Here is a 20,884-nt window from a genome sequence, read left to right as displayed (position 1 = left end):
ATTCACGCGGCCATGCTGTATGGGATGACGCCATCAGGAACGTGGGGACGAACCAAACTCATGACGGAAATCTTTACCGCCGCAGGTCTTGCGGCATTGTTCCAGGTCATCGCAATCGATCTGGTATTGGCGGGCGACAATGCCATCGTCATCGGCCTGGCTGCTGCCGGCCTGCCGACACATCTGCGCAACAAAGCGATCCTCGTCGGCATCATTGCGGCGACCGTCATGCGCATCGGCTTTGCACTGGGAACGGCTTACCTGCTGAACATTGTCGGCCTGCAATTGCTCGGTGGCGTGCTGCTCGCCTGGGTTTGCTGGAAGATGTGGGTTGAGCTTCGCGCCGCAGCCCATCAGCCGCATCACGAAGGCGAAACGGACGATGTCGAGCTGAAAACCGACAAGACTTTCCTTCAGGCTGCGATCCAGATCGTCGTAGCCGACGTGTCAATGTCGCTCGACAACGTATTGGCTGTCGCAGGTGCTGCCAAGGAACATACCTCGGTCCTGGTGATCGGCCTTGTTTTGTCGATCGCATTGATGGGTCTTGCGGCGAACCTCGTGGCCAAGCTGCTGCACAAGCACCGCTGGATTGCCTATGTCGGCCTCGGCGTCATCGTCTATGTCACCATCACGATGGTCTATCATGGCCTGGTCGAAGTCTGGCCTCACATCTCCGGTTACCTGGTGTAAGGCCGGTCTGCCGCCAGTCACCGACTGAGGCGCTTTGATGCCGGGTCCCGCAAGGAGCCCGGCATTTTTGCGGTCCAGCACCGGCAATACTGCCATCAGTTCCGGTCGTTGCCCAGCCGCGCGGCGAGGGCCGCCACCAGTGCAAGGCTATCGTACGGTTTGCGCACGACGGGCACGTCGGAAAAGTTTTCCGGAACGATGGAGCGGTCATCATAGCCTGTGGCAAAGACGAAGGGGATGTTGCGCCGTGCCAGTTCCTCTGCAACCGGCACGGACGTGTCGCGGCCGAGATTGATATCGAGAATGGCGATCCCGGGGGTGAAGCTCTTCAGTCGATTGAGGGCATCGGCGCTGGAGCTTGCGGTCACGACATTGTTCAAGCCGGCATCGGCCAGCATCATTTCGGCGTCCATGGCGATCAGGACCTGATCCTCGACGAGAAGGATGTGCAGGGATGGTTCGAGCACCGGCGCGGCGCTGGCGGGTATCGAGTGCACCATATGGCTGTCCATCTGCGGTTCCACTTCTTCCCACGATAGAAAACGCCCCGGCAGGCGGAATTCGGCAAACAGGCCGCTTGAGCGATAGTCGACACGGCTGCTGCCGCCCAGGTCATACGGAATGCTGCGCTCGATCAAGGCCGTGCCAAAACCCTTGCGGCTCGGCATGCCGACGGTCGGGCCGCCATCCTCGTCCCAGGTGATCAGGCAGTCACCGTTTTCCTCGCTCTGCCACTGGACGGCAAGGCTGCCGCCGGGTGTGGACAGGGCGCCATATTTGGCGGCATTGGTGCAAAGTTCATGAATGACCAGCGCCGCGACAGCATGGGCTCTGGCATCCAGCGTCACCGATGGCCCAAGCAGTGAAAATTTGGTGTTGCCCGCGCGATAGGGCAGCAGTTCCGTTTCCAGCAAATTGCTGAGACCGCCACCACCGCCGCCACGCGTCAACTGGTCATGAGCGTGGGAGAGCGCGTGAATGCGGCCGCGCAGGGAGCCGATATAATCCTCGATCGGGCGCGCATCCTTCGTTGGGGCTACGATCAAGGATTTGATCACGGCAAGAATGTTCTTCACCCGATGGTTCAGTTCCTCGTTGAGCATACGCTGGCGGATATCGGCCTTGCTGCGCTCTTCCGCCATCATCTCGCTGTGACGGAGCACAATTTCGACGGTCGCCAAGCGCAGGGCTTCGGCGATCTCGATGTCGGATTCGCTCCAGGGCTCTGCCTGGCGATGGACGGTTTCCTTCCAGATGGCGAAGCTCTTTCGCGGCGTCAGTCGATCGCCAAGTGGACCGGTTTCGTATGATTTTTCCGGATTTCCGGCCCAGTTCAGCGTCTGCAGACGTTCCTTGCGAAAAAAGAAAAGATAGTCACGCGGGATCTGCGATAGTGGGATGGCCATCAGGCCGGAGACATCCTCGAAATAGTTTTCCGCGTCTGGAAACACCTCGGACAGCATGTGGTTTGCCCAGATCCTGCCGTCGGCAACCTCGCCGACAAAATGCGCCAAAACCGCTTCCACGCCGGCTGGCGGTGTTGTCCCTACAGAGGTCCGTCGCCCGTTCATCCACAATCCGACGCCATCGCAGTCGAGCAGCGATTGAAAGGCCGGCAGCGCGCCGGCAAACAGCGCATCGACGTCGGAGTAGTGCGATGCCGTCTGGAGGAAATGATCGAGCGAGCGCCGCGTCTCGTTGGCAATGTCGAGCTTGCGCTTCTGTTTCAGAGCGAGAAGATGCAGCGAGAAGAACTCGCCGAACATTTCCGCTGCGATACGCTCGGACATGCTGAGAGTTTTCGGCGCATAATGATGGCAGGCGATCAGGCCCCACAGCGTGCCATTGGTGATGATGGAAATCGACATCGACGCGCCGACACCCATGTTGCGCAGATACTCGCAGTGAATTGGCGAGACGCTGCGCAAATGGGCAAATGAAAGATCGAGCGGCATGCCGGCTTTGTCCAGCTCCGGAACCAGCGGCACCCGGGCGCCGCTGGCATCCGAGATCACCCGGATAGGATTCTGCATGTAAAGCGCGCGCGCCTGGCGGGGGATGTCGCTCGCCGGGAAATACTGTCCGAGGAAAGTCTCGAGATCGTGGCGCTTGGCTTCGCTGACGACCTTGCCGGAGCCATCCGCCTCGAAGCGGTAGATCATCACCCGGTCATAACCAAGAACCGCCTGAACCAGACGGGCCGAGGCGCCGATCAGCGCGTCGATATCGGTGATGTCCTTGACGCGACCGATCATCTCGCGCGCAAGCTGAAGCGGCTGCGTGCGACGCAGCGATGGCTCGAACTCGACGATTGCGCCGCCATCCTGGCGATGCACGGCGATGTCGAAATGCGCATCGTTCGGCATGCGCATATGGGCAAGCACAGCCGGGCGGCTGGCCTCGGGTGCTGCGGCGATGGCGTTGCGCAGGTCATGGGTGACTTCGGCCCCGAGCAGATCGAGAATGTGGCGACCGTTCAGGTCACCATCGAGATGCAGCATGGCGCCGGCATTGGCGGAATGGCGCAGAACCTTCGAAAGCTCGCGGTCGCAGTGCAACAGAAACCCGTGGGGCTGGATGCTGCCAGGGATATGAATGGGTTCACGATCGCAGTTGGAGAGGTCAACGGAGTGAGCTGCGGGCATCAAGAGTACTTTCGAACGCGTTGCGGGCATAGTCGAAGGCGGTATTTGCCCATGCCACAGCGGCTTGTTCGTCATATACCCACACTTTCTCCATACGATCGGAGAACGCGCGCCAGCTGGAAAAGTTCCGTGCCTGATGAAAAAGATGTCGGGCGCCGAAATCAGCGGAATAGCCGATGTGTTCGGCACGTTTTGCCAGCACTCTTGCACCGAGAGCCGAGCCTTCGAGGACGTAGAGAAGTCCGATCATGCCGTTGCCGGGCGGCGGTATGAAGGGTTCCAGGTCCGTGGGTGCATCAATGGCAAGGTCGGCAATATCATCGGCGATCTCCGTGCCATAGACACCCGGTCGCCATTCGCCCAGCTCTTCCGGCATGCTCTTGTTTTGTAGCCATGCCTCGACCGGCAGTCGGAAGCGCGCCATGCCGTGCAGATAACGCGCATAGGCTTGTGGCGTGTCGAAATCACCGATCAACGCGTCGAGCGCCTGATGGGCTACGGCGGTCTGGGTCTTCAGGCCAAGCCGCCTTGGGGGGAGATCCATGATCTGCCTTTCGCTCTTTGTGTCGTATTCCAGCTTACGCGATTGGCGGATGACACGTTATGCGTGGCCGTCGCTTTTCCAGTTAGAGGCGGCCGAGAAGGTCTGCCTTCTTGGCGGAAAACTCCTCGTCAGTCAAAATGCCTTTGCCATGCAGCACGGCCAGCCGTTCGATCTTGGCGAAAATATCATCCTCCGCTTCCGTGGAGGCACGGGCCTCAGCCATCGGCGCGCTTGCGGGCGGGGCAGCCGATGGCTGCTCCGGCCAGTGCATGGCTTCGGCGCGCGCCGGAGCAGTGCCTGAGTGCCGCGAAACGGGCGGCGGTTCTGCCGTCACCACTGGCGCAGCCAGCGTTTGCGGCGGGACAACAGCCAAGTCAGCCACACGCACCAACCCGTATTGCGAGGTGAAAGTCAGGGATTGGTCGCCGCTCTGCTGTTGCGAGAAGCCGCCGATGTGATGGTCGCCGGTGTCGTAAATCGTCTGCTGTCCGGCAAGGTCGATGACCAACCTGCGGCTCTGTGGGAAGAAGGCATAACGCAGATTGTTCTGGCTGCCGACCGAGGCGGGATGACCAAGCTCGGCCGGCCATCCGCCGGACGACATCGAGGTGCCGCCGGAGACGAACAGGCTGACGCTGCCGCCACCCTGCTGCTGCGACTGCCCCTGATAGGACGTCGGCATCGGGCCGAGCATGTCCTGGCTGCGGATCAGGCCGGACAGTTCCTGGCACAGCCAGTCGACCTTGGCCTTCAGGCCATTGTTGAACATGTCGCCAACCATGGTCATGCCGCCCAGCGACCACTGACCCATGCCGCCGAGTTCGGGATGGTTGAACTGGGCCTGGGTGCCACCGCCTGCGGCAACCGCCATCAGCATATGGGTTGCGGCGTCAAGGCTGATGCCGTGACGGCTGGCCACTTCGGTGAGAATTCGACGGCCATCTTCGCTTAACGGTCGCATGCGCCACCTCCCGCAGTGCAAAAGGACCGGAAAGGGCCAATGCCCCACCGTCTTTGCAGAGGAGCCCTAGCACAGGACCGGGCTGCAGGACAGCGTCTCAATCAAAGCGGTGGAAGGCCAGGTTTTTTAAGCCGGTGGGCATCTTGTTCCGCGTTTCCCCCCTGGCATACGTCAAACGACGTATACGGTTTTGCGGCGCAGCATCGGATAGTCCCCTCCAGCAACGGTTAACGATCATTAACCGACCGGTTGCGAACAAGAAGAGGGGTTCACGACAATGAATTTGAAGATGAAGCTCACAGGCGCCCTGATGGGCACCATGCTGTCGACGACAGCCTTCCACGGCGCCTTTGCGCAGGAAGACACGATCAAGATTGGTGTTCTGCACTCCCTGTCCGGCACCATGGCAATTTCCGAGACGACGCTCAAGGATGCCATGCTGATGCTCGTCGAAGAGCAGAACAAGAAGGGTGGCGTTCTCGGCAAGAAGATCGAAGCCGTCGTTGTCGACCCGGCTTCGGACTGGCCGCTGTTTGCCGAAAAGGCGCGTCAGCTGATTTCCCAGGACAAGGTCGCCGCGGTATTCGGTTGCTGGACCTCGTCGTCGCGCAAGTCGGTTCTGCCGGTTTTCGAAGAGCTCAACTCGCTGCTGTTCTACCCGGTTCAGTACGAAGGTGAAGAATCTTCGCGCAACATCTTCTACACGGGTGCCGCTCCGAACCAGCAGGCTATCCCGGCTGTCGATTATCTGGAGAAGGAAGAAGGCGTCGAGCGTTGGGTGCTGGCCGGCACTGACTATGTCTATCCGCAGACGACCAACAAGATCCTGAAGGCCTACCTGATGTCGAAGGGCGTCAAGGAAGAGGACATCATGATCAACTACACGCCGTTCGGTCATTCCGACTGGCAGACGATCGTCTCCGACATCAAGAAGTTCGGCTCGGCTGGCAAGAAGACCGCCGTGGTTTCCACCATCAACGGTGACGCCAACGTCCCGTTCTACAAGGAACTCGGCAACCAGGGCATCAAGGCTGAAGACATCCCGGTCGTCGCCTTCTCCGTCGGTGAAGAAGAACTGGCCGGTCTCGACACCGCGCCGCTGGTCGGCCATCTGGCTGCCTGGAACTACTTCCAGTCCGTCGATGCTCCGGTCAACGCCGAGTTCATCGAGCAGTGGCATGCGTTCACCAAGAACGACAAGCGCGTGACGAACGACCCGATGGAAGCTGCCTATATCGGCTTCAACGCCTGGGTTAAGGCCGTCGAAGCTGCCGGCACCACCGACACGGACGCCGTTCTTGACAGCATCATCGGCGTTTCCGTCCCGAACCTGTCTGGCGGTACCTCGACCGTCATGCCGAACCACCACATCACCAAGCCGGTGTTGATCGGTGAAATCCAGGCCGACGGCCAGTTCGACATCGTCCAGCAGACGCCAGCCGTTGTCGGCGACGAATGGTCGGATTACCTGGCAGACTCGAAGGACCTGATCTCCGATTGGCGCAAGCCGATGGAATGCGGCAACTTCAACGTCGCCACCGGCAAGTGCGGCGGCAAGGGTAGCTGATCTCTTCCTCTATGAAACAGGAGGGGGTGTAACCGCCCCCAAACCTTCTCCCGCCGGGATGTATCTCTTCGAGGCGGGGGAAGGATTTACAGCATTGTCGTGCGTATCCTTCGTCCCGTGTGGCGGGAGAAGGTGCCGGCAGGCGGATGAGGGGGCGATCTCATGAATTTTAGAACTTTTCTCCAGGTCTTTATCGCGTGTTGCAGTCTGGCTTTCGCCGCGCCCTCCTTTGCGCAGAGCGATCCGAGAGAACTGATCAATGGCCTGGCCAAGGCCAATTTCAAGCAGGCCGAAGAATTGCTCGGCAAGATCGCTGCAACCGGCGATGCACGGGTCGTGCCGATGCTGGAAGCGTTTGCCGAAGGTGATCTCTACGTCCGCAAATCCGACGGCGCGGTCTTTATCGCCAAGGTCGCCGGCAGCAATTTCGCCGCCATCGATCCACTGACCGGCGAGGCCGCCGGCGAGGAGCCGAAGGGCGCCTTCACCAAGATCAAGGTCAACAACACGCTGCGCCGCGCGATCCGTTCCGCGCTTGGCGGCTTGACGCTTTTGAGCCCGGACCGCTCCGTACGCCTGCAGGCGGCACAGCAGGTTTTGCAATCCCCAAGCGCCGAGAATCTCGATCTCGTCGAGACAGCCCTGGCCAAGGAAACCGACACGGAAGTCAAATCCCGCATGGAAGAGGCGCGGGCGGTGTCGCTGCTGGCCTCCGACAGGTCGGCAGAGGAAAAGCGCGCCGCGATCGACACTGTGGCTTCGCTCGGCGGCCGCGAGGCAATCGGTATCCTGATGACTGTATCATCATCGATCGGTGATGACCTCAGGCCGGACCTCGATAAGGCAATCAAGAAACTCGAAGGTGGCCTGCTGTTCTGGGACATGGGCCAGAATGTCTGGTACGGCATTTCACTCGGCTCGGTGCTGCTTCTCGCCGCCATTGGCCTTGCCATCACCTTCGGCGTGATGGGCATCATCAACATGGCGCATGGCGAGATGGTGATGATCGGCGCCTATTCGACCTTCATGGTGCAGGAGGTCATCCGCTCCAATTATCCGGCGCTGTTCGACTGGTCGCTGGCGATCGCCCTGCCGGTCGCGTTCCTGGTCACCGGCGCGATCGGTCTGGTGATCGAGCGCGGCGTCATCCGCTTCCTCTATGGTCGGCCGCTGGAAACGCTGCTTGCCACCTGGGGCATTTCGCTGATCCTGCAACAGTCGATCCGCACGATCTTCGGACCGACCAACCAGGAAGTCGGCAATCCGTCGTGGATGTCCGGCTCGTTTGCGCTCGGCGGCCTGACGATTACCTGGAACCGGTTGTGGATCGTGCTGTTCTCGCTGACGATCTTCTTTGCCCTGCTCGCCCTGATGAAGCGGTCCGCCTTTGGCCTGCAGATGCGCGCGGTGACGCAGAACCGCCGGATGGCATCGTCGATGGGCATCCGTACGCCCTGGGTCGATGCGTTCACTTTTGCCCTGGGATCGGGCATTGCCGGCATTGCCGGCGTGGCGCTCAGCCAGATCGACAACGTCTCTCCGAACCTCGGCCAGTCCTATATCATCGACAGTTTCATGGTCGTGGTGTTCGGCGGGGTCGGCAATCTCTGGGGTACGTTTGTCGGCGCGCTGTCGCTCGGCATTCTCAACAAGTTCCTCGAGCCATCCGTCGGCGCCGTCCTGGGCAAGATCCTCGTGCTGGTGCTGATCATTCTCTTCATTCAGAAACGACCGCGCGGCCTGTTCGCGCTCAAGGGAAGGGCGGTGGAAGCATGATTACCGGCTTCATCCTGCGCGCACTCGAAGGCAAGATCATCATTGCCATCGCCATTCTGCTCGGCATTGCCGTGCTGGTTCCGGCGCTCAATCTGCTGACCTCGCCGGACAGTTTCTTCCACATCCCGACCTATGCCATGGCACTGATGGGCAAGTATCTTTGCTATGCGCTGCTGGCGCTGGCACTTGACCTGGTCTGGGGCTATTGCGGCATCCTCTCGCTCGGCCACGGCGCCTTCTTTGCGCTCGGCGGTTATGCGATGGGCATGTATCTGATGCGCCAGATCGGCTCGCGCGGCGTCTACGGCAATCCGCTGCTGCCGGACTTTATGGTCTTCCTCAACTGGAAGGAACTGCCGTGGTTCTGGCACGGGATGAATTATTTCCCGTTCGCCATGCTGATGGTGCTGGTCGTGCCCGGCCTGCTTGCCTTCGTCTTCGGCTGGTTCGCCTTCCGCTCCCGCGTCAACGGCGTTTATCTATCGATCATCACCCAGGCGATGACCTATGCGCTGTTGCTTGCCTTCTTCCGCAACGACATGGGCTTCGGCGGCAATAACGGCCTGACGGACTACAAGGAAATCCTCGGCTTCAACGTGCAGGCCGATGGCACCCGCGCGGTGCTGTTTGCCCTGTCTGCGATCATGCTGTCGCTGTGCCTGCTGTTTGCCTCGGCGATCACCCGGTCGAAATTCGGCAAGGTGCTGGTCGGTGTGCGCGATGCGGAAAGCCGGGTGCGCTTCCTTGGCTACCGGGTGGAGAATATAAAGCTGTTCACCTTCGTCGTCTCGGCGATGATGGCGGGCATCGCCGGCGCCCTATTCGTGCCGCAGGTCGGCATCATCAATCCCGGCGAGTTTGCGCCGGCCAACTCGATCGAAGTCGTGGTGTGGACGGCCGTTGGTGGTCGCGGCACGCTGATCGGCCCGATCATCGGCGCCATCCTCGTCAACGTCGGCAAGAGCTATTTCACCGGTGCCTTCCCCGAACTCTGGCTGTTTGCGCTGGGTGGCCTGTTCATCGGCGTGACGCTGTTCATGCCCAAGGGCATTGTCGGCTCGGTCCAGGCCTATCTGGCGCGGCGCAAGGACTTCCGTCAGGCGGCAGACCGGGACGCGGCGGCCAACGATACCAAACCCCAGGCAACCCCAGTGGCGGCGGAGTGAGGCCATGAGCGATCAGACGACAAACCAGACGCTGGGCCAGACGCTGGGCCAGACGCCGGGCCAGACGCCGGGCCAGACGCCGGGCAGGACAACCAGCAGCCTGCTCTATCTCAACGGTGTTTCCGTCTCCTTCGATGGCTTCAAGGCGCTGAACTCGCTGTCTTTCATCATAGAGCCGGGCGAACTGAGGGCAATCATCGGCCCGAACGGCGCCGGCAAGACGACGATGATGGATATCATCACCGGCAAGACGCGGCCCGATAGCGGCGATGTGTTTTTCGACGGTGGCAAGGTCGACCTGACCAAGAAGGACGAGGCGGAAATCGCCCAGCTCGGCATCGGCCGCAAGTTCCAGAAACCGACGGTCTTTGAAAGCCATACGGTCTGGGACAATCTGGAGCTGGCGCTGAACCGCAAGCGCGGCGTGTTTGCGACGCTGTTCTATACTCTGACGACAGCCGACAGGGCGCGCATCGAGGAGATCCTCGAAACGGTGCGCCTGACCGGTCGGCGCGACGATCTGGCGGCCAATCTTTCGCATGGGCAGAAGCAGTGGCTGGAGATCGGCATGCTGCTGGCGCAGGAGCCGAAGCTGTTGTTGGTCGACGAGCCGGTGGCCGGCATGACCGATGCGGAAACGGTGGAGACCGCGATCCTGCTGAAGGAAATAGCCAAGACCCGTTCCGTCGTCGTGGTCGAACACGACATGGGCTTCATCCGCGACCTCGGCGTCAAGGTGACCTGCCTTGCCGAAGGTTCTGTGCTGGCCGAAGGCTCTATCGATTTCGTCTCGAGTGACCAGAAGGTCATCGAAAACTATCTGGGGCGCTGATCATGCTGACAGTCGAAAACGTCAATCTCCATTACGGTGCGGCTCAGGCGCTGCGGGGCGTGTCGATCAATGCCGAGATGGGCAAGATCACCTGTGTGCTCGGACGCAATGGCGTCGGCAAGTCGTCGCTGCTCAGAGCCGTGACCGGCCAGCACGCCGTGTCAGCCGGTACGATCACCTTCAACGGCACCAAGCTGAACGGCATGGCGCCGTTCAACCGGGCGCGGACCGGGGTCGGTTATGTGCCGCAGGGCCGCGAAGTGTTTCCGCTGCTGACGGTGAAGGAAAACCTCGAGACCGGCTATGCGCCGCTCGACCGCAAGGAACGCTATATTCCCGACGAAATCTTCAGCCTGTTTCCGGTGCTCAATACGATGCTATCGCGTCGTGGCGGCGACCTATCGGGCGGCCAGCAGCAGCAGCTGGCCATCGGCCGGGCAATGGTGACGCGGCCGAAGATCCTGGTGTTGGATGAGCCGACCGAAGGCATCCAGCCGTCGATCATCAAGGATATCGGCCGGGCGATCCGCTATCTGCGGGATTCGACCGGCATGGCGATCCTGCTGGTCGAACAGTATCTCGACTTCTGCCGCGAGCTCGCCGACCATGTCTATATCATGGACCGTGGCGAGATCGTGCATCAGGGGGCGGCCGAAACGCTCGATACCCCCGAGGCACGCCGGCACCTGACGGTGTAGTGAAGATCGAAAAGCGATTGTGCGTTCGTGCATGGCTGTGTTGAGGTTTTGTTAAGGCTGATGGGTTGATGCTGAGGTCAGGCGTGGTAGGTTTCCCGCATCTGCGAACAGAAGGTATAGCCATGACAACCAGCACGGTTCATCACCGCGCGCGGGCGGGCAAGATTGTTGCCCGGGTCGCATCGGGGTTCTTTCTCCTTGGTCTGACTGCTGTCGGTGCAGAAGCTGCCGGTTGCGGGGCAACGTTCGAGCCCGGTCGTCATGATTTGACGATCCAGTCGGGCGGGATGGAACGCTCGGCGGTCTATGTCATCCCGTCCAATTACAGCGGCAAGCGCAAGGTTCCGCTGGTCTTTGATTTTCACGGCAGCAACAGCAATCCGCAGGTGCAACTGACCCGCAGCCATTGGGACGAAGTTGCCGAGCGCGAAGGTTTCATCGTCATGGCGCTGGCCGGCAGCGTTGATGGCGAATTGCCCCGCACCCATGCCTGGAACGTGCCGGGCGTGACCAAGGCCGAGGGCGCCGATGACATCGGTTTCATCCGTGATGCGGTGAAGCTTGCCAAGGAAACCTTTTGCGTCGACACGGCCAAGATCTATGCCTCCGGCTATTCGGGCGGCGGCCGCATGCTGTCGCAATATATCTGCGATGGCCTGGGCGATTTTTCCGCGGCGGGCTTCGTCATGGGCCTTCGTGCCGGCACGCCAGAGCAGGACAACGGCGTCTGGCGCCCGCGCCGCGAGAGCTGTCAGCCATCGCGGCCGGTGTCGATCATCGCCTTTTCCGGCATGAAGGATCACGTCAATCCGTTTGACGGCGGCGGCAAGGCCTATTGGCGCTATGGTGGCGAAGTCGCGCTGAACCGCTGGGCGGAACTCAATGGCTGCAACGGCCGTCCACGCGTCGATGACGGCGAAGCTGCCAAGGTTTCGACCTATCTCGGCTGCCGCGCCGGAACCAGCGTCATGTCCTACATGATCACCAATGCCGACCATGCGTGGCCAGCGCGCACGGTTCGCTTCAGGCTTGCCTCCAACAACGGGGAAGAGAAGATCCGGGAGGTTGATGCGACCGACAGAATGTGGGAGTTCTTCCGAGGTTCGGGTGGTGAACTTGTCGCGGGTGCCGCGTTGAAGCCAGCTTGCCCGGACGAACAAAACACCGCCTCGCTCAAGGAAGGCGGCCAGGGGACAAAGTGCAGCCAGCCACTCAAAGCAGACAGCAACGCGCCGTCGGCGTCGGGAGACTTGTAACCAAGTCGCTGGATGGCCGGACAAGGATCGCCGAGCTTTATCAGGAGGGCGCGGCGAAGATCCGCTTGCCGCGCACGTTCACCGATGAGCTTGAGGCGGTGACGATCAATACCGCCGGAGGCGTCACGGGCGGCGACCAGTTCGACTGGAATTTTACCGCCGGGCCGGGCTGTTTCGTGACGGCGACGACGCAGGCCTGCGAGAAGATCTACAAGGCTTCTGCCGGCACGGGCCGGATCACCACACGGATCGAGGTTGCGAGCGGCGCCCGTTTTCACTGGCTGCCGCAGGAAAGCATCCTGTTCGACAATGCGTCGCTGACCCGAACGCTCGAGGTCGATCTTGCCGCCGATGCCGAATTTGTCGCGGTCGAGGCGATCCTGCTTGGGCGCCGCGCCATGGGCGAGGCGATGAACGCAGGCCTGGTGCGTGACCGCTGGCGGATCCGCCGTGGCGGGCAGTTGCTGCATGCCGAAGATCTGAAACTCGAGGGCGATGTCGCCGGTCTGGTCGCTCAGGCGCCAGTGCTTGCAGGGCGGGTTGCTTTTGCTACGCTGATCTATGTCGGACCGATGGCGGAGACCTATCTTTGCCGCTTGCGTGACCTGATTGGTGATAAAATGGGCGGCGCAAGTCATTGGCAAGGCAAGCTTGTTGCCCGTGTGGCGGCCGAAGACGGATTCACCTTGAGAAAAACCCTGATCCCGATGATTTCGGCCTTGCGCGGTGGCGCGTCTGTGCCGAAAGTCTGGAATCTCTGACGATAGGCATAGTGGAGCGGTCATGAATCTGACGCCAAGGGAAAAAGACAAATTGCTGATTGCCATGGCGGCCATCGTCGCGCGTCGGCGGCTGGAGCGGGGCGTGAAGCTCAACTATCCGGAGGCGATCGCGTTGATCACCGATTTCGTCGTCGAGGGTGCACGCGACGGACGTCCTGTCGCCGAACTGATGGAATCGGGTGCGCATGTCATCACTCGTGACCAGGTGATGAGCGGTATCGCCGAGATGATTCACGACGTACAGGTCGAGGCGACCTTCCCGGACGGTACCAAGCTGGTGACCGTTCACGAACCGATACGATAGGATCCAACATGGCGCTGGAACTTCGGCCCAATTGCGAATGCTGCGACAAGGATCTGCCGCCGGAAAGCCTGAATGCTGTCATGTGCAGTTTCGAGTGCACGTTCTGCACCGATTGCGCGACGGGTACGCTCGGCGGATTCTGCCCCAATTGCGGCGGCGAACTGGTGCGGCGTCCGGTTCGTCCGGCGGCGAAGCTGGTGAACAATCCTGCATCGACGAAACGCGTTTTGAAGGCCGAGGGCTGTAAGTCCCTGTCGGCTGCCTGAGGACAAAGGGAGAGAGCTGATGATCCCCGGTGAAGTCATTGCCGCCAGCGGCGAGATCGAACTCAATGTGGGCCTTCCGACGCTGACGATCGAGGTGGCCAATAGCGGCGACCGGCCCGTTCAGGTCGGCAGCCACTATCATTTCTACGAAAGCAATGCCGGGCTGGTTTTCGACCGGGAGCCGACCCGCGGCATGCGGCTGGATATTCCGGCCGGCACTGCCGTGCGCTTCGAACCGGGCCAGAAACGTCAGGTGACGCTGATCCCTTACGGCGGCAATCGCGAAGTCTATGGCTTCCGCCAGCTTGTGATGGGGAAACTCTGAGATGGCTGTGGCGCACTATCATGGCAGCTGCCAGTGCGGCGCCGTTTCCTTCGAGGTCGATGCCGACCTCGACAAAACTGTGACCTGCAACTGCTCGCGCTGTCAGCGTCTGGGTATCGTGCTAGCCTTTGCTGCACGCGAAGTGTTTACGCTGAAATCGGGCGCGGACAATCTCACCGAATACCTGTTCAACAAGAAGACGATCGAGCATCAGTTCTGCAAGACCTGCGGCATCGAGAGCTTTGCCTATAGCGCCATGCCGGACGGTACGAAGATGGTGGCGGTCAATGTCAATTGCCTCGACGGTGTCGATCCGCGCGCACTGACCTCGCAACATTATGACGGAGCGTCGCATTAGGGCGACGCAGGGGAGGAAGTCGTGGTGAAGTCCCTGGCGGTGGCGATGTTGTGTGGTTGCGTGCTGCTGGTCGATGGACCGGCGGTCAGCGAAGATGCGCCCGACGTCGACTGCAGCAAGGCCGAAACCCAGATGGACATGAATTTTTGCGCCGCCAAGGATTACGAGGCCGCGGACAAGGCGCTGAATGCCCAGTGGCTGCTGACCAAGGCGATGATGGACAGTGTGGACACCGAGCGCGGGCAAAAAGACGGGGCCAAGAAGCTTGTCACCAGCCAGCGTGCCTGGTTCGCATACCGCGATGCGCAATGCGAACTGGACGGCCACGCGATGGATGGCGGCAGCGCGCAGCCGTTGCTGGTTTCTTCGTGCCTCGCGGATCTGACGCGTAAACGTACGGACGAATTGAAGAGCCTGAACGAAGTCTTCGGGAACTGAAGGGCGGATATGGCAGGGGCACGGAAGGTGATGATCGTCGGCAACGGGCCGGTCGCAGACAATGCGGCCGCGCTGATTGATGCCGCCGATCTTGTCATCCGCTTCAATGGCAGTCGCAATTTTGGCGTTGCCGGACAGCGCACGGATGTGGTGGCGTTGTGCAATACCGGGCGTCCGGCCGCCGCTATGCTGGCAGATCCGGTCTGGCGTGACAGCGAAGCGGTGCGGGCCGCATCTGAAATCTGGTCGGTGCGACATCCGCAAAAGTTTGCCGAATTGCAGGCGGCACTTGCCGTCAGCCATCCTGAACTGGATGACTTTTGTGATGACTATACGCAGGAGTTTGCGGCTTTCGCTGCAGCGCGCGGCAAAGGCTACCGGGTGATTTCGCCGGCGGTGCATGAAGCGGTCGATGCGGCGCTCGCCGAGCATCAGGCCGAAGCCTATGTCGTTCCATCCAGCGGCATGGTGGTGGTCGCTGCTGTCCTGTCCGACACGGCACATGCCAATGACAATGTCGTGCTTGCCGGTTTCAGCCATGTCGGGTGGGACGGCCATCCCTTCGAGGCCGAGAAGCGCTTGATCGAAAGTTATATTGCGGCCGGCCGCCTGACGCGGCTTCAGCCTGTTTCTGCATCCTCCCTCTCCCAAGGAGCCTAGTGCCATGTCCTTTAAAATGTCTCGCGCCGCCTATGCCTCGATGTTCGGACCGACGATCGGCGACAAGGTGCGGCTGGCCGATACCGAGCTCTTCATCGAGGTGGAGAAGGACTTCACCATCTATGGCGAGGAAGTGAAATTCGGCGGTGGCAAGGTGATCCGTGACGGCATGGGCCAGAGCCAGGCGACACGGGCAGAAGGGGCTGTCGACACTGTGATCACCAACGCCCTGATCGTCGACCATTCCGGCATCTACAAGGCCGATGTGGGCCTGAAGGACGGGCGGATCCATGCGATCGGCAAGGCCGGTAACCCGGATACCCAGCCGGGCGTCACCATCATCGTCGGTCCGTCGACCGAGGCGATTGCCGGCGAGGGCCGTATTCTAACGGCTGGCGGCATGGATGCGCATATCCACTTCATCTGCCCGCAGCAGATCGAAGAGGCCCTGATGAGCGGCATTACGACCATGCTCGGCGGCGGTTCGGGTCCTGCCCATGGGACGCTTGCCACGACATGTACCGGTGCCTGGCATATCGAGCGGATGATCGAGAGCTTCGACGCCTTTCCGATGAACCTGGCGCTGGCCGGCAAGGGCAATGCTTCGCTGCCGGCACCGCTGGAGGAGATGATCCTCGCTGGAGCCTCGTCGCTCAAGCTGCATGAGGACTGGGGCACGACGCCGGCCGCGATCGACAACTGCCTGACCGTTGCCGACCAGTATGACGTGCAGGTGATGATCCACACCGATACGCTCAACGAAAGCGGCTTCGTCGAAGACACAATCGGCGCCATCAAGGGCCGCACGATCCACGCCTTCCACACGGAAGGGGCGGGCGGTGGCCATGCACCCGATATCATCAAGATCTGCGGCCAGCAGAATGTCATCCCGTCATCGACCAATCCGACCCGACCCTATACGGTCAATACTGTCGCCGAGCATCTCGACATGCTGATGGTTTGCCACCACCTGTCGTCGTCGATCCCGGAAGACATCGCCTTTGCCGAAAGCCGTATCCGCAAGGAAACGATCGCGGCGGAAGACATTCTCCATGATATCGGCGCGTTTTCGATCATCTCGTCGGACAGCCAGGCGATGGGTCGGGTCGGCGAGGTCGCTATCCGCACCTGGCAGACGGCCGACAAGATGAAGCGCCAGCGTGGCCAGCTGTCACAGGAAACCGGCGACAATGACAATTTTCGGGTCAAGCGCTATATCGCAAAATATACGATCAACCCGGCAATCGCCCATGGTCTCAGCCATGAGATCGGTTCGGTCGAGGTCGGCAAACGCGCCGACCTGGTGCTGTGGTCGCCGGCCTTCTTTGGCGTGAAGCCGGAAATGGTCCTGCTCGGCGGCTCGATTGCAGCCGCGCCAATGGGCGATCCGAATGCCTCGATCCCGACACCGCAGCCGATGCATTACCGGCCGATGTTTGCCGCCTATGGCAAGCTCCGGACAAATTCCTCCGTCACCTTCGTCAGCCAGGCGTCGATTGATGCCGGCCTCGCGCGTCGTCTCGGAGTGGCGAAGAAACTGCTTGCCGTCAAGAACGTTCGTGGCGGGATTTCCAAGGCGTCGATGATCCACAATGACCTGACACCGCATATCGAGGTCGATCCGGAAACCTATGAGGTGCGCGCCGATGGTGAGTTGCTCACCTGCGAGCCGGCGACAGAGTTGCCGATGACGCAGCGCTATTTCCTGTTCTGATCGCCGGGATCTTGCACCGCATATTGAAATGGTTCGGTGGCGGGATTGTTGTGATCCTGATGCTGCTTGTTCTTGGGGTGTTCGTGCCGCGTCCTTTGCTGGGTCGGTCGGAAGCCGCCGGCGAGGCCGGTTCGCGGCAGTTCCTGCTGTTGGCCAATGCCATTCACACCGATATCGCACTTCCGCTCGATGACGATCTCCGGGCGGAGTTTGCCGAGCTTGCCGACCACGGTTTTGACATCGGCAATCCGCATGCGGCCTATCTGGTCGTCGGCTGGGGCGGCCGCGCCTTCTATATCGAAACTCCGACCTGGGGCGAACTGAAGCCGCTGCCGGTGCTGAAGGCGTTGACGGTCGATCGGTCCGTTCTGCATCTCGATCTGGCCGGGGCGATTGCGGACGACGCGCCCTTTGCCAGACGGCTGTCGATCACCGAGACCGGCTATCGGCGACTGCTCGATCATGTTCGGGCGAGCTTTGCCCGCAAGGATGGGCGGATGCGGGTGATCGATGGTGTGGGCTATGGAACCACGGATGCTTTCTTCGAGGCCAATGGTGCCTTCAATGCGTTGCTCGGCTGCAATACCTGGACAGCATCCAGCTTGCGTGCGGCGGGCATTCGCACAGGCTGGTGGACGCCGCTGCCGCAGATGCTGGGCTGGTCACTGAGCCTGCTGCAGTGAGGTTGAATTAGCGCATTCGCCCAACGCATGGCTGCTATGCGGGCATGTTGAAATCGCGATTGCATGCTGCATTGCACTGGTTCCTGGGCTAGGTCTGACCTGCTATTTCAATGGTGCGCCACTTGCTCCCAACACGTGCGCGCGCCGGCTCAGACAGGAGATCCGAACCATGCTTATTGGCCGCAAAGTGCCCGACGTAACTTTCCGTACCCGCGTTCGCGACGAAGCCGTCGGTGGCGCCAACCCGTTCCGTTGGCAGGACGTCAATTCCGCCGACTATTTTACCGGCAAACGCGTCATCCTGTTTTCGCTGCCGGGGGCGTTTACGCCGACATGCTCGACTTTCCAGCTGCCGGACTTCGAAAAGATGCATGCCGATTTCCAGGCTGAAGGCATCGACGAGATCTATTGCATCTCGGTCAACGACGCTTTCGTGATGAATGCCTGGGGCAAGAGCCAGGGTCTGGAAAACGTCAAGCTGATCCCGGATGGTTCCGGCGAGTTTACCCGCAAGATGGGCATGCTGGTGCGCAAGGACAATGTCGGCTTCGGTCTGCGCTCATGGCGCTATGCCGCGATCATCGCCAATGGCGTGGTCGAGCAGTGGTTTGAAGAGGAGGGCTACTGCGACAATTGCGATAGCGATCCCTATGGTGTTTCTTCGCCCCAGAACATCATGGAGAAGCTGAAGGCGAAGCAGGCTGCTTAACGGCGACAATTTCGCAGGTTGGAAAATCCAATGGCCCGGCATCGCCGGGCCTTTTTTTGTTGAAGTGCATACAACCTCTGGGTGGTTGTTTGGCCATGCCATGGGTTAATGAATTAGACACTTTCTGATTGTGCCCATCTGCAAATCTTCGTGTGCATGCATGCTGTGTGCCGGGTCGAGGCAAAACGCCACAGTGCCTGAAAAAACGCATTAAATCTCGGGTAAATCCAAAAAAAGTCACTGCTGTCGGTTGCGCCGCGCGCCGATAAAGCGCCCCTATAAGTTGGGTTCCGGACCATTTTCGGGTGTCTTGATTTCATTTGCGCGACTGGTTGTATTTTAACGATTTGGTTAGCGATTGGGGAAGATTAGCCCCCTATTCGATTATTGCAGAGCGGACGAGGAGCGACTCGTGAATTTCATCGGCAAATGGCTATCCCTACAGATCGATCTCGGCAGTTTCGACAGCCGGGCCGCGATTTGGAGTTTCGCCGCAAAGATGAGCTTCAGGGCAGTGATCCTGGCCTGCATCTTCAGTCTGGCGGGATTGCCGCTGCTTTATGCGTTCGGCATTCTGACGCTTTCCGTCGCGGAGGCGGTCAAGCTGTCGGTGACGTTTTCGTGGCTGTTTGGCGGCGCCGTTTCCGGTGCGCTTGCACTGGTCACCGGAGGCGTCATTCGCGATCTGGCTGTGTCGCGCGCCGAGTTCGAACGTCTGAGTCAGACGGATGCTTTGTCCGGCCTTGCGAACCGCCGCGCCTTCAACGATGCCGTTGATTCGGTGCAGGGCGAGGCATCGCTGGCGATCATCGATATCGATCGGTTCAAGGCGATCAATGACCGCTTCGGCCACCATGCCGGCGACATGGTCATTCGCGGTGTCTCCGACATTCTGCGTGAGGTTTTTCACGATTGCCACGTCGTGGCGCGGCTCGGTGGTGAGGAATTCGGTGTGATCATCTGCGGCGGCGGTCTTGCCCAGCGACTGGCTCTGGTCGAGCGTGCGCGCATGCTGGTCGGGTCGCGCGGCATTGATTGCGAGGGCCATATCGTCTCGGTGACCATTTCGGCCGGTATTGCCGAGTTTGTCGTCGATCGGCGTTCCGAATGCGTCTATGCGCGAGCCGACAATGCGCTTTATCTCGCCAAGGGCGAGGGCCGTGATCGCGTGTTGCACGAGCAGTCGATGCCCCTCGACGATCCGCGCGAAACGGCGGAAGAAACCGGCTACGCCCGCGCTGTTTTCGGTGCGGTTCCGATGCGTAGCTGAAGATCAATCTTGCCGACTGCCTTCGTCTTGTGCATGGTTCAAAAAACAGCCAATTCGGAGATTTCATGCAGCGAGCCACTTCCATCATACCAGCCGGATCGATGGCGGCCCAGCCGGAGGGAACGGTCGTGCTTGCCCATGACGAACGTCATCTCCGGCGCAAGCTTCTGCATCTCGACGATGGCGAAATGGTCATGCTCGACCTCAAGGAGCCGGTGTCTCTCGCCGACGGCGACCGGCTGATGCTTGAGGACGGCACGTCGATCGAGGTGAAGGCAGCCGAGGAGAGGCTTTTCGACATTCGGCCGCGTGATAGCCAGCATCTCATCGAACTTGCCTGGCATCTCGGCAATCGTCACCTGGCCGCCCAGATCGAGCGTGAGCGCATCCTGATCCAGCGCGACCATGTCATCCGGGACATGCTGATCGGCCTTGGCGCGACGGTCACCGAAGTGATCGAGCCATTCCAGCCGGTGCGCGGCGCCTATCATTCGCATGGTGGCCATAGTCAAGGCCATGGCTGAGCAGTCTCGCTCCGACGCATCGCCGAGGCGGGGATTGCTTCGGCTTCTGGCGTGGTTGTCGCCGGCCTTTCCGGTCGGCGGTTTTGCCTATTCCGGCGGACTGGAGAGCGCTATCGTCGAGGGACACATCGCCAACAGGGATGATCTGTCGCGCTGGCTGCGTCTGCTGCTTGCCGATGGCGGCTTGCGCAACGATGCGATCCTGCTGGTCGAAGGGCATCGGCACTCTGCCGACGACGCGGCGCTGCGTGAGGTGCTGGCGCTGGCGTCGGCATTGGCTGGGTCGGCCGAGCGCCATGCCGAAATCGTTCGCCAGGGCGAAGCATTCGTGATGGCCGCCCGCGCATGGCCGCATCCGGTTCTGGAAACGCTGACGGGTTCCGCGGTCTACAGTGTTGCGGTTGGCGCCGTGGCTGCGGCGCATGGAGTTTCTGCCGGAGACGCAGTTGCCGCTTTCCTGCAGGCGCAGGTCAGCCAGTTGATTTCCGTTGCGATCCGCCTGAGCGTGATCGGCCAAACGCAGGGCGTGGCGCTGATTGCCGAGATCGAGGCCGATATTCTTGGCAGCATCGATGCGATCGAGCGCATGGGGATCGATGATCTCGGCAGTGCTTCGATCATTGCCGAGACACTCAGCATGCGGCACGAGACACAATATTCGAGACTTTTCCAATCCTAGATAATCACTGCCCCGGGGAGCATCGCCCGGAAAG

General features: G+C 60.7%; 23 protein-coding genes. 20 read left to right on the top strand and 3 right to left on the bottom strand.

The window, feature by feature from the left end; translation table 11 throughout:
* The first annotated feature begins 60 nt into the window (after positions 1–60).
* A complete protein-coding gene (locus GVK95_RS14220) occupies positions 61–693 on the top strand; it encodes a TerC family protein (protein WP_200844291.1) in 633 nt (210 codons plus the stop codon).
* 95 nt (positions 694–788) lie between these two features.
* Here GVK95_RS14220 and GVK95_RS14215 read toward each other — a convergent pair whose 3' ends face one another.
* The 3 genes from GVK95_RS14215 to GVK95_RS14205 all read right to left on the bottom strand — a co-directional run bounded on the left by GVK95_RS14215 (position 789) and on the right by GVK95_RS14205 (position 4,843).
* Positions 789–3,368, bottom strand: a complete 2,580-nt coding sequence (locus GVK95_RS14215; protein ID WP_159950706.1) for an HWE histidine kinase domain-containing protein — start codon at positions 3,366–3,368, stop codon at positions 789–791.
* Complete coding sequence (locus tag GVK95_RS14210) at positions 3,316–3,882, bottom strand: biliverdin-producing heme oxygenase (protein ID WP_159950704.1); 567 nt, start codon at positions 3,880–3,882, stop codon at positions 3,316–3,318. The genes GVK95_RS14215 and GVK95_RS14210 overlap by 53 nt, the downstream gene beginning before the upstream one ends.
* Positions 3,883–3,964: 82 nt before the next feature.
* Positions 3,965–4,843, bottom strand: a complete 879-nt coding sequence (locus tag GVK95_RS14205; RefSeq protein ID WP_159950702.1) for an SHOCT domain-containing protein — start codon at positions 4,841–4,843, stop codon at positions 3,965–3,967.
* Between the two features lie 277 nt (positions 4,844–5,120).
* Between GVK95_RS14205 and urtA the strand changes: the two genes are divergently transcribed.
* The 19 genes from urtA (at position 5,121) to GVK95_RS14110 (ending at position 20,850) form a co-directional block, all read left to right on the top strand.
* Positions 5,121–6,410: an urea ABC transporter substrate-binding protein gene (gene urtA / locus GVK95_RS14200; protein ID WP_159950700.1), complete on the top strand. Its 1,290-nt coding sequence runs from the start codon at positions 5,121–5,123 to the stop codon at positions 6,408–6,410.
* 162 nt (positions 6,411–6,572) lie between these two features.
* Complete coding sequence (urtB, locus tag GVK95_RS14195; protein WP_159950698.1) at positions 6,573–8,186, top strand: urea ABC transporter permease subunit UrtB; 1,614 nt, start codon at positions 6,573–6,575, stop codon at positions 8,184–8,186.
* On the top strand, positions 8,183–9,352 hold the full coding sequence (urtC, locus tag GVK95_RS14190; protein ID WP_159950696.1) for an urea ABC transporter permease subunit UrtC: 1,170 nt from the start codon (positions 8,183–8,185) through the stop codon (positions 9,350–9,352). The genes urtB and urtC overlap by 4 nt, the downstream gene beginning before the upstream one ends.
* 4 nt (positions 9,353–9,356) lie before the next feature.
* Complete coding sequence (urtD, locus tag GVK95_RS14185; RefSeq protein ID WP_244618771.1) at positions 9,357–10,184, top strand: urea ABC transporter ATP-binding protein UrtD; 828 nt, start codon at positions 9,357–9,359, stop codon at positions 10,182–10,184.
* Between the two features lie 2 nt (positions 10,185–10,186).
* Entirely contained in the window at positions 10,187–10,882 is a 696-nt protein-coding gene (urtE, locus tag GVK95_RS14180) for an urea ABC transporter ATP-binding subunit UrtE (RefSeq protein WP_159950694.1), read from the top strand.
* Positions 10,883–11,004: 122 nt separating this feature from the next.
* Positions 11,005–12,138 carry a polyhydroxybutyrate depolymerase gene (locus GVK95_RS14175; protein WP_159950692.1) on the top strand — a complete coding sequence of 378 codons (1,134 nt, stop codon included), beginning with the start codon at positions 11,005–11,007 and terminating at the stop codon, positions 12,136–12,138.
* Positions 12,081–12,899, top strand: a complete 819-nt coding sequence (locus tag GVK95_RS14170; protein WP_159950690.1) for an urease accessory protein UreD — start codon at positions 12,081–12,083, stop codon at positions 12,897–12,899. Before GVK95_RS14175 ends, GVK95_RS14170 begins: the two co-directional genes overlap by 58 nt.
* Before the next feature lie 22 nt (positions 12,900–12,921).
* The gene (locus tag GVK95_RS14165) at positions 12,922–13,224 is read left to right on the top strand and encodes an urease subunit gamma (protein ID WP_159950688.1); all 303 of its coding nucleotides are present in this window, start codon (positions 12,922–12,924) and stop codon (positions 13,222–13,224) included.
* Positions 13,225–13,232: 8 nt separating this feature from the next.
* A complete protein-coding gene (locus GVK95_RS14160) occupies positions 13,233–13,490 on the top strand; it encodes a DUF1272 domain-containing protein (RefSeq protein ID WP_159950686.1) in 258 nt (85 codons plus the stop codon).
* A gap of 19 nt (positions 13,491–13,509) precedes the next feature.
* On the top strand, positions 13,510–13,815 hold the full coding sequence (locus GVK95_RS14155; protein WP_159950684.1) for an urease subunit beta: 306 nt from the start codon (positions 13,510–13,512) through the stop codon (positions 13,813–13,815).
* Position 13,816: 1 nt separating this feature from the next.
* The gene (locus GVK95_RS14150; RefSeq protein ID WP_159950673.1) at positions 13,817–14,173 is read left to right on the top strand and encodes a GFA family protein; all 357 of its coding nucleotides are present in this window, start codon (positions 13,817–13,819) and stop codon (positions 14,171–14,173) included.
* A gap of 21 nt (positions 14,174–14,194) precedes the next feature.
* Positions 14,195–14,611, top strand: coding sequence for a lysozyme inhibitor LprI family protein (locus GVK95_RS14145; protein ID WP_159950671.1), 417 nt, complete (start codon positions 14,195–14,197; stop codon positions 14,609–14,611).
* A gap of 30 nt (positions 14,612–14,641) precedes the next feature.
* A complete protein-coding gene (locus GVK95_RS14140; RefSeq protein ID WP_159951006.1) occupies positions 14,642–15,271 on the top strand; it encodes a glycosyltransferase family 29 protein in 630 nt (209 codons plus the stop codon).
* A 4-nt stretch (positions 15,272–15,275) separates the two neighbouring features.
* Positions 15,276–16,985, top strand: coding sequence for an urease subunit alpha (gene ureC / locus GVK95_RS14135; RefSeq protein WP_159950669.1), 1,710 nt, complete (start codon positions 15,276–15,278; stop codon positions 16,983–16,985).
* An 8-nt stretch (positions 16,986–16,993) separates the two neighbouring features.
* Positions 16,994–17,668 carry a TIGR02117 family protein gene (locus GVK95_RS14130; RefSeq protein WP_280178075.1) on the top strand — a complete coding sequence of 225 codons (675 nt, stop codon included), beginning with the start codon at positions 16,994–16,996 and terminating at the stop codon, positions 17,666–17,668.
* Between the two features lie 169 nt (positions 17,669–17,837).
* Entirely contained in the window at positions 17,838–18,377 is a 540-nt protein-coding gene (locus GVK95_RS14125; RefSeq protein WP_159950667.1) for a peroxiredoxin, read from the top strand.
* Positions 18,378–18,789: 412 nt separating this feature from the next.
* Positions 18,790–19,647 carry a GGDEF domain-containing protein gene (locus GVK95_RS14120; protein ID WP_159950665.1) on the top strand — a complete coding sequence of 286 codons (858 nt, stop codon included), beginning with the start codon at positions 18,790–18,792 and terminating at the stop codon, positions 19,645–19,647.
* A gap of 65 nt (positions 19,648–19,712) precedes the next feature.
* A complete protein-coding gene (gene ureE / locus GVK95_RS14115) occupies positions 19,713–20,171 on the top strand; it encodes an urease accessory protein UreE (protein ID WP_159950663.1) in 459 nt (152 codons plus the stop codon).
* Positions 20,164–20,850, top strand: coding sequence for an urease accessory UreF family protein (locus tag GVK95_RS14110; protein ID WP_200844288.1), 687 nt, complete (start codon positions 20,164–20,166; stop codon positions 20,848–20,850). The genes ureE and GVK95_RS14110 overlap by 8 nt, the downstream gene beginning before the upstream one ends.
* The last annotated feature ends 34 nt before the right edge of the window (positions 20,851–20,884 follow it).

Origin of the sequence: Rhizobium sp. 18065, from assembly GCF_902706095.1 — a bacterium.
In the GTDB taxonomy this organism is placed as follows: Bacteria; Pseudomonadota; Alphaproteobacteria; order Rhizobiales; family Rhizobiaceae; genus Allorhizobium.
This window is presented reverse-complemented; position numbering and strand designations above follow the sequence as displayed.

Bases quoted from the DNA above. Each gene is read 5' to 3' on its own strand.
- GVK95_RS14220 (WP_200844291.1), top strand. From the start codon at position 61: ATGACGGAAATCTTTACCGCCGCAGGTCTTGCGGCATTGTTCCAGGTC.
- GVK95_RS14215 (WP_159950706.1), bottom strand. From the start codon at position 3,368: ATGCCCGCAACGCGTTCGAAAGTACTCTTGATGCCCGCAGCTCACTCC.
- GVK95_RS14210 (WP_159950704.1), bottom strand. From the start codon at position 3,882: ATGGATCTCCCCCCAAGGCGGCTTGGCCTGAAGACCCAGACCGCCGTA.
- GVK95_RS14205 (WP_159950702.1), bottom strand. From the start codon at position 4,843: ATGCGACCGTTAAGCGAAGATGGCCGTCGAATTCTCACCGAAGTGGCC.
- urtA (WP_159950700.1), top strand. From the start codon at position 5,121: ATGAATTTGAAGATGAAGCTCACAGGCGCCCTGATGGGCACCATGCTG.
- urtB (WP_159950698.1), top strand. From the start codon at position 6,573: ATGAATTTTAGAACTTTTCTCCAGGTCTTTATCGCGTGTTGCAGTCTG.
- urtC (WP_159950696.1), top strand. From the start codon at position 8,183: ATGATTACCGGCTTCATCCTGCGCGCACTCGAAGGCAAGATCATCATT.
- urtD (WP_244618771.1), top strand. From the start codon at position 9,357: ATGAGCGATCAGACGACAAACCAGACGCTGGGCCAGACGCTGGGCCAG.
- urtE (WP_159950694.1), top strand. From the start codon at position 10,187: ATGCTGACAGTCGAAAACGTCAATCTCCATTACGGTGCGGCTCAGGCG.
- GVK95_RS14175 (WP_159950692.1), top strand. From the start codon at position 11,005: ATGACAACCAGCACGGTTCATCACCGCGCGCGGGCGGGCAAGATTGTT.
- GVK95_RS14165 (WP_159950688.1), top strand. From the start codon at position 12,922: ATGAATCTGACGCCAAGGGAAAAAGACAAATTGCTGATTGCCATGGCG.
- GVK95_RS14160 (WP_159950686.1), top strand. From the start codon at position 13,233: ATGGCGCTGGAACTTCGGCCCAATTGCGAATGCTGCGACAAGGATCTG.
- GVK95_RS14155 (WP_159950684.1), top strand. From the start codon at position 13,510: ATGATCCCCGGTGAAGTCATTGCCGCCAGCGGCGAGATCGAACTCAAT.
- GVK95_RS14150 (WP_159950673.1), top strand. From the start codon at position 13,817: ATGGCTGTGGCGCACTATCATGGCAGCTGCCAGTGCGGCGCCGTTTCC.
- GVK95_RS14140 (WP_159951006.1), top strand. From the start codon at position 14,642: ATGATCGTCGGCAACGGGCCGGTCGCAGACAATGCGGCCGCGCTGATT.
- ureC (WP_159950669.1), top strand. From the start codon at position 15,276: ATGTCCTTTAAAATGTCTCGCGCCGCCTATGCCTCGATGTTCGGACCG.
- GVK95_RS14125 (WP_159950667.1), top strand. From the start codon at position 17,838: ATGCTTATTGGCCGCAAAGTGCCCGACGTAACTTTCCGTACCCGCGTT.
- ureE (WP_159950663.1), top strand. From the start codon at position 19,713: ATGCAGCGAGCCACTTCCATCATACCAGCCGGATCGATGGCGGCCCAG.
- GVK95_RS14110 (WP_200844288.1), top strand. From the start codon at position 20,164: ATGGCTGAGCAGTCTCGCTCCGACGCATCGCCGAGGCGGGGATTGCTT.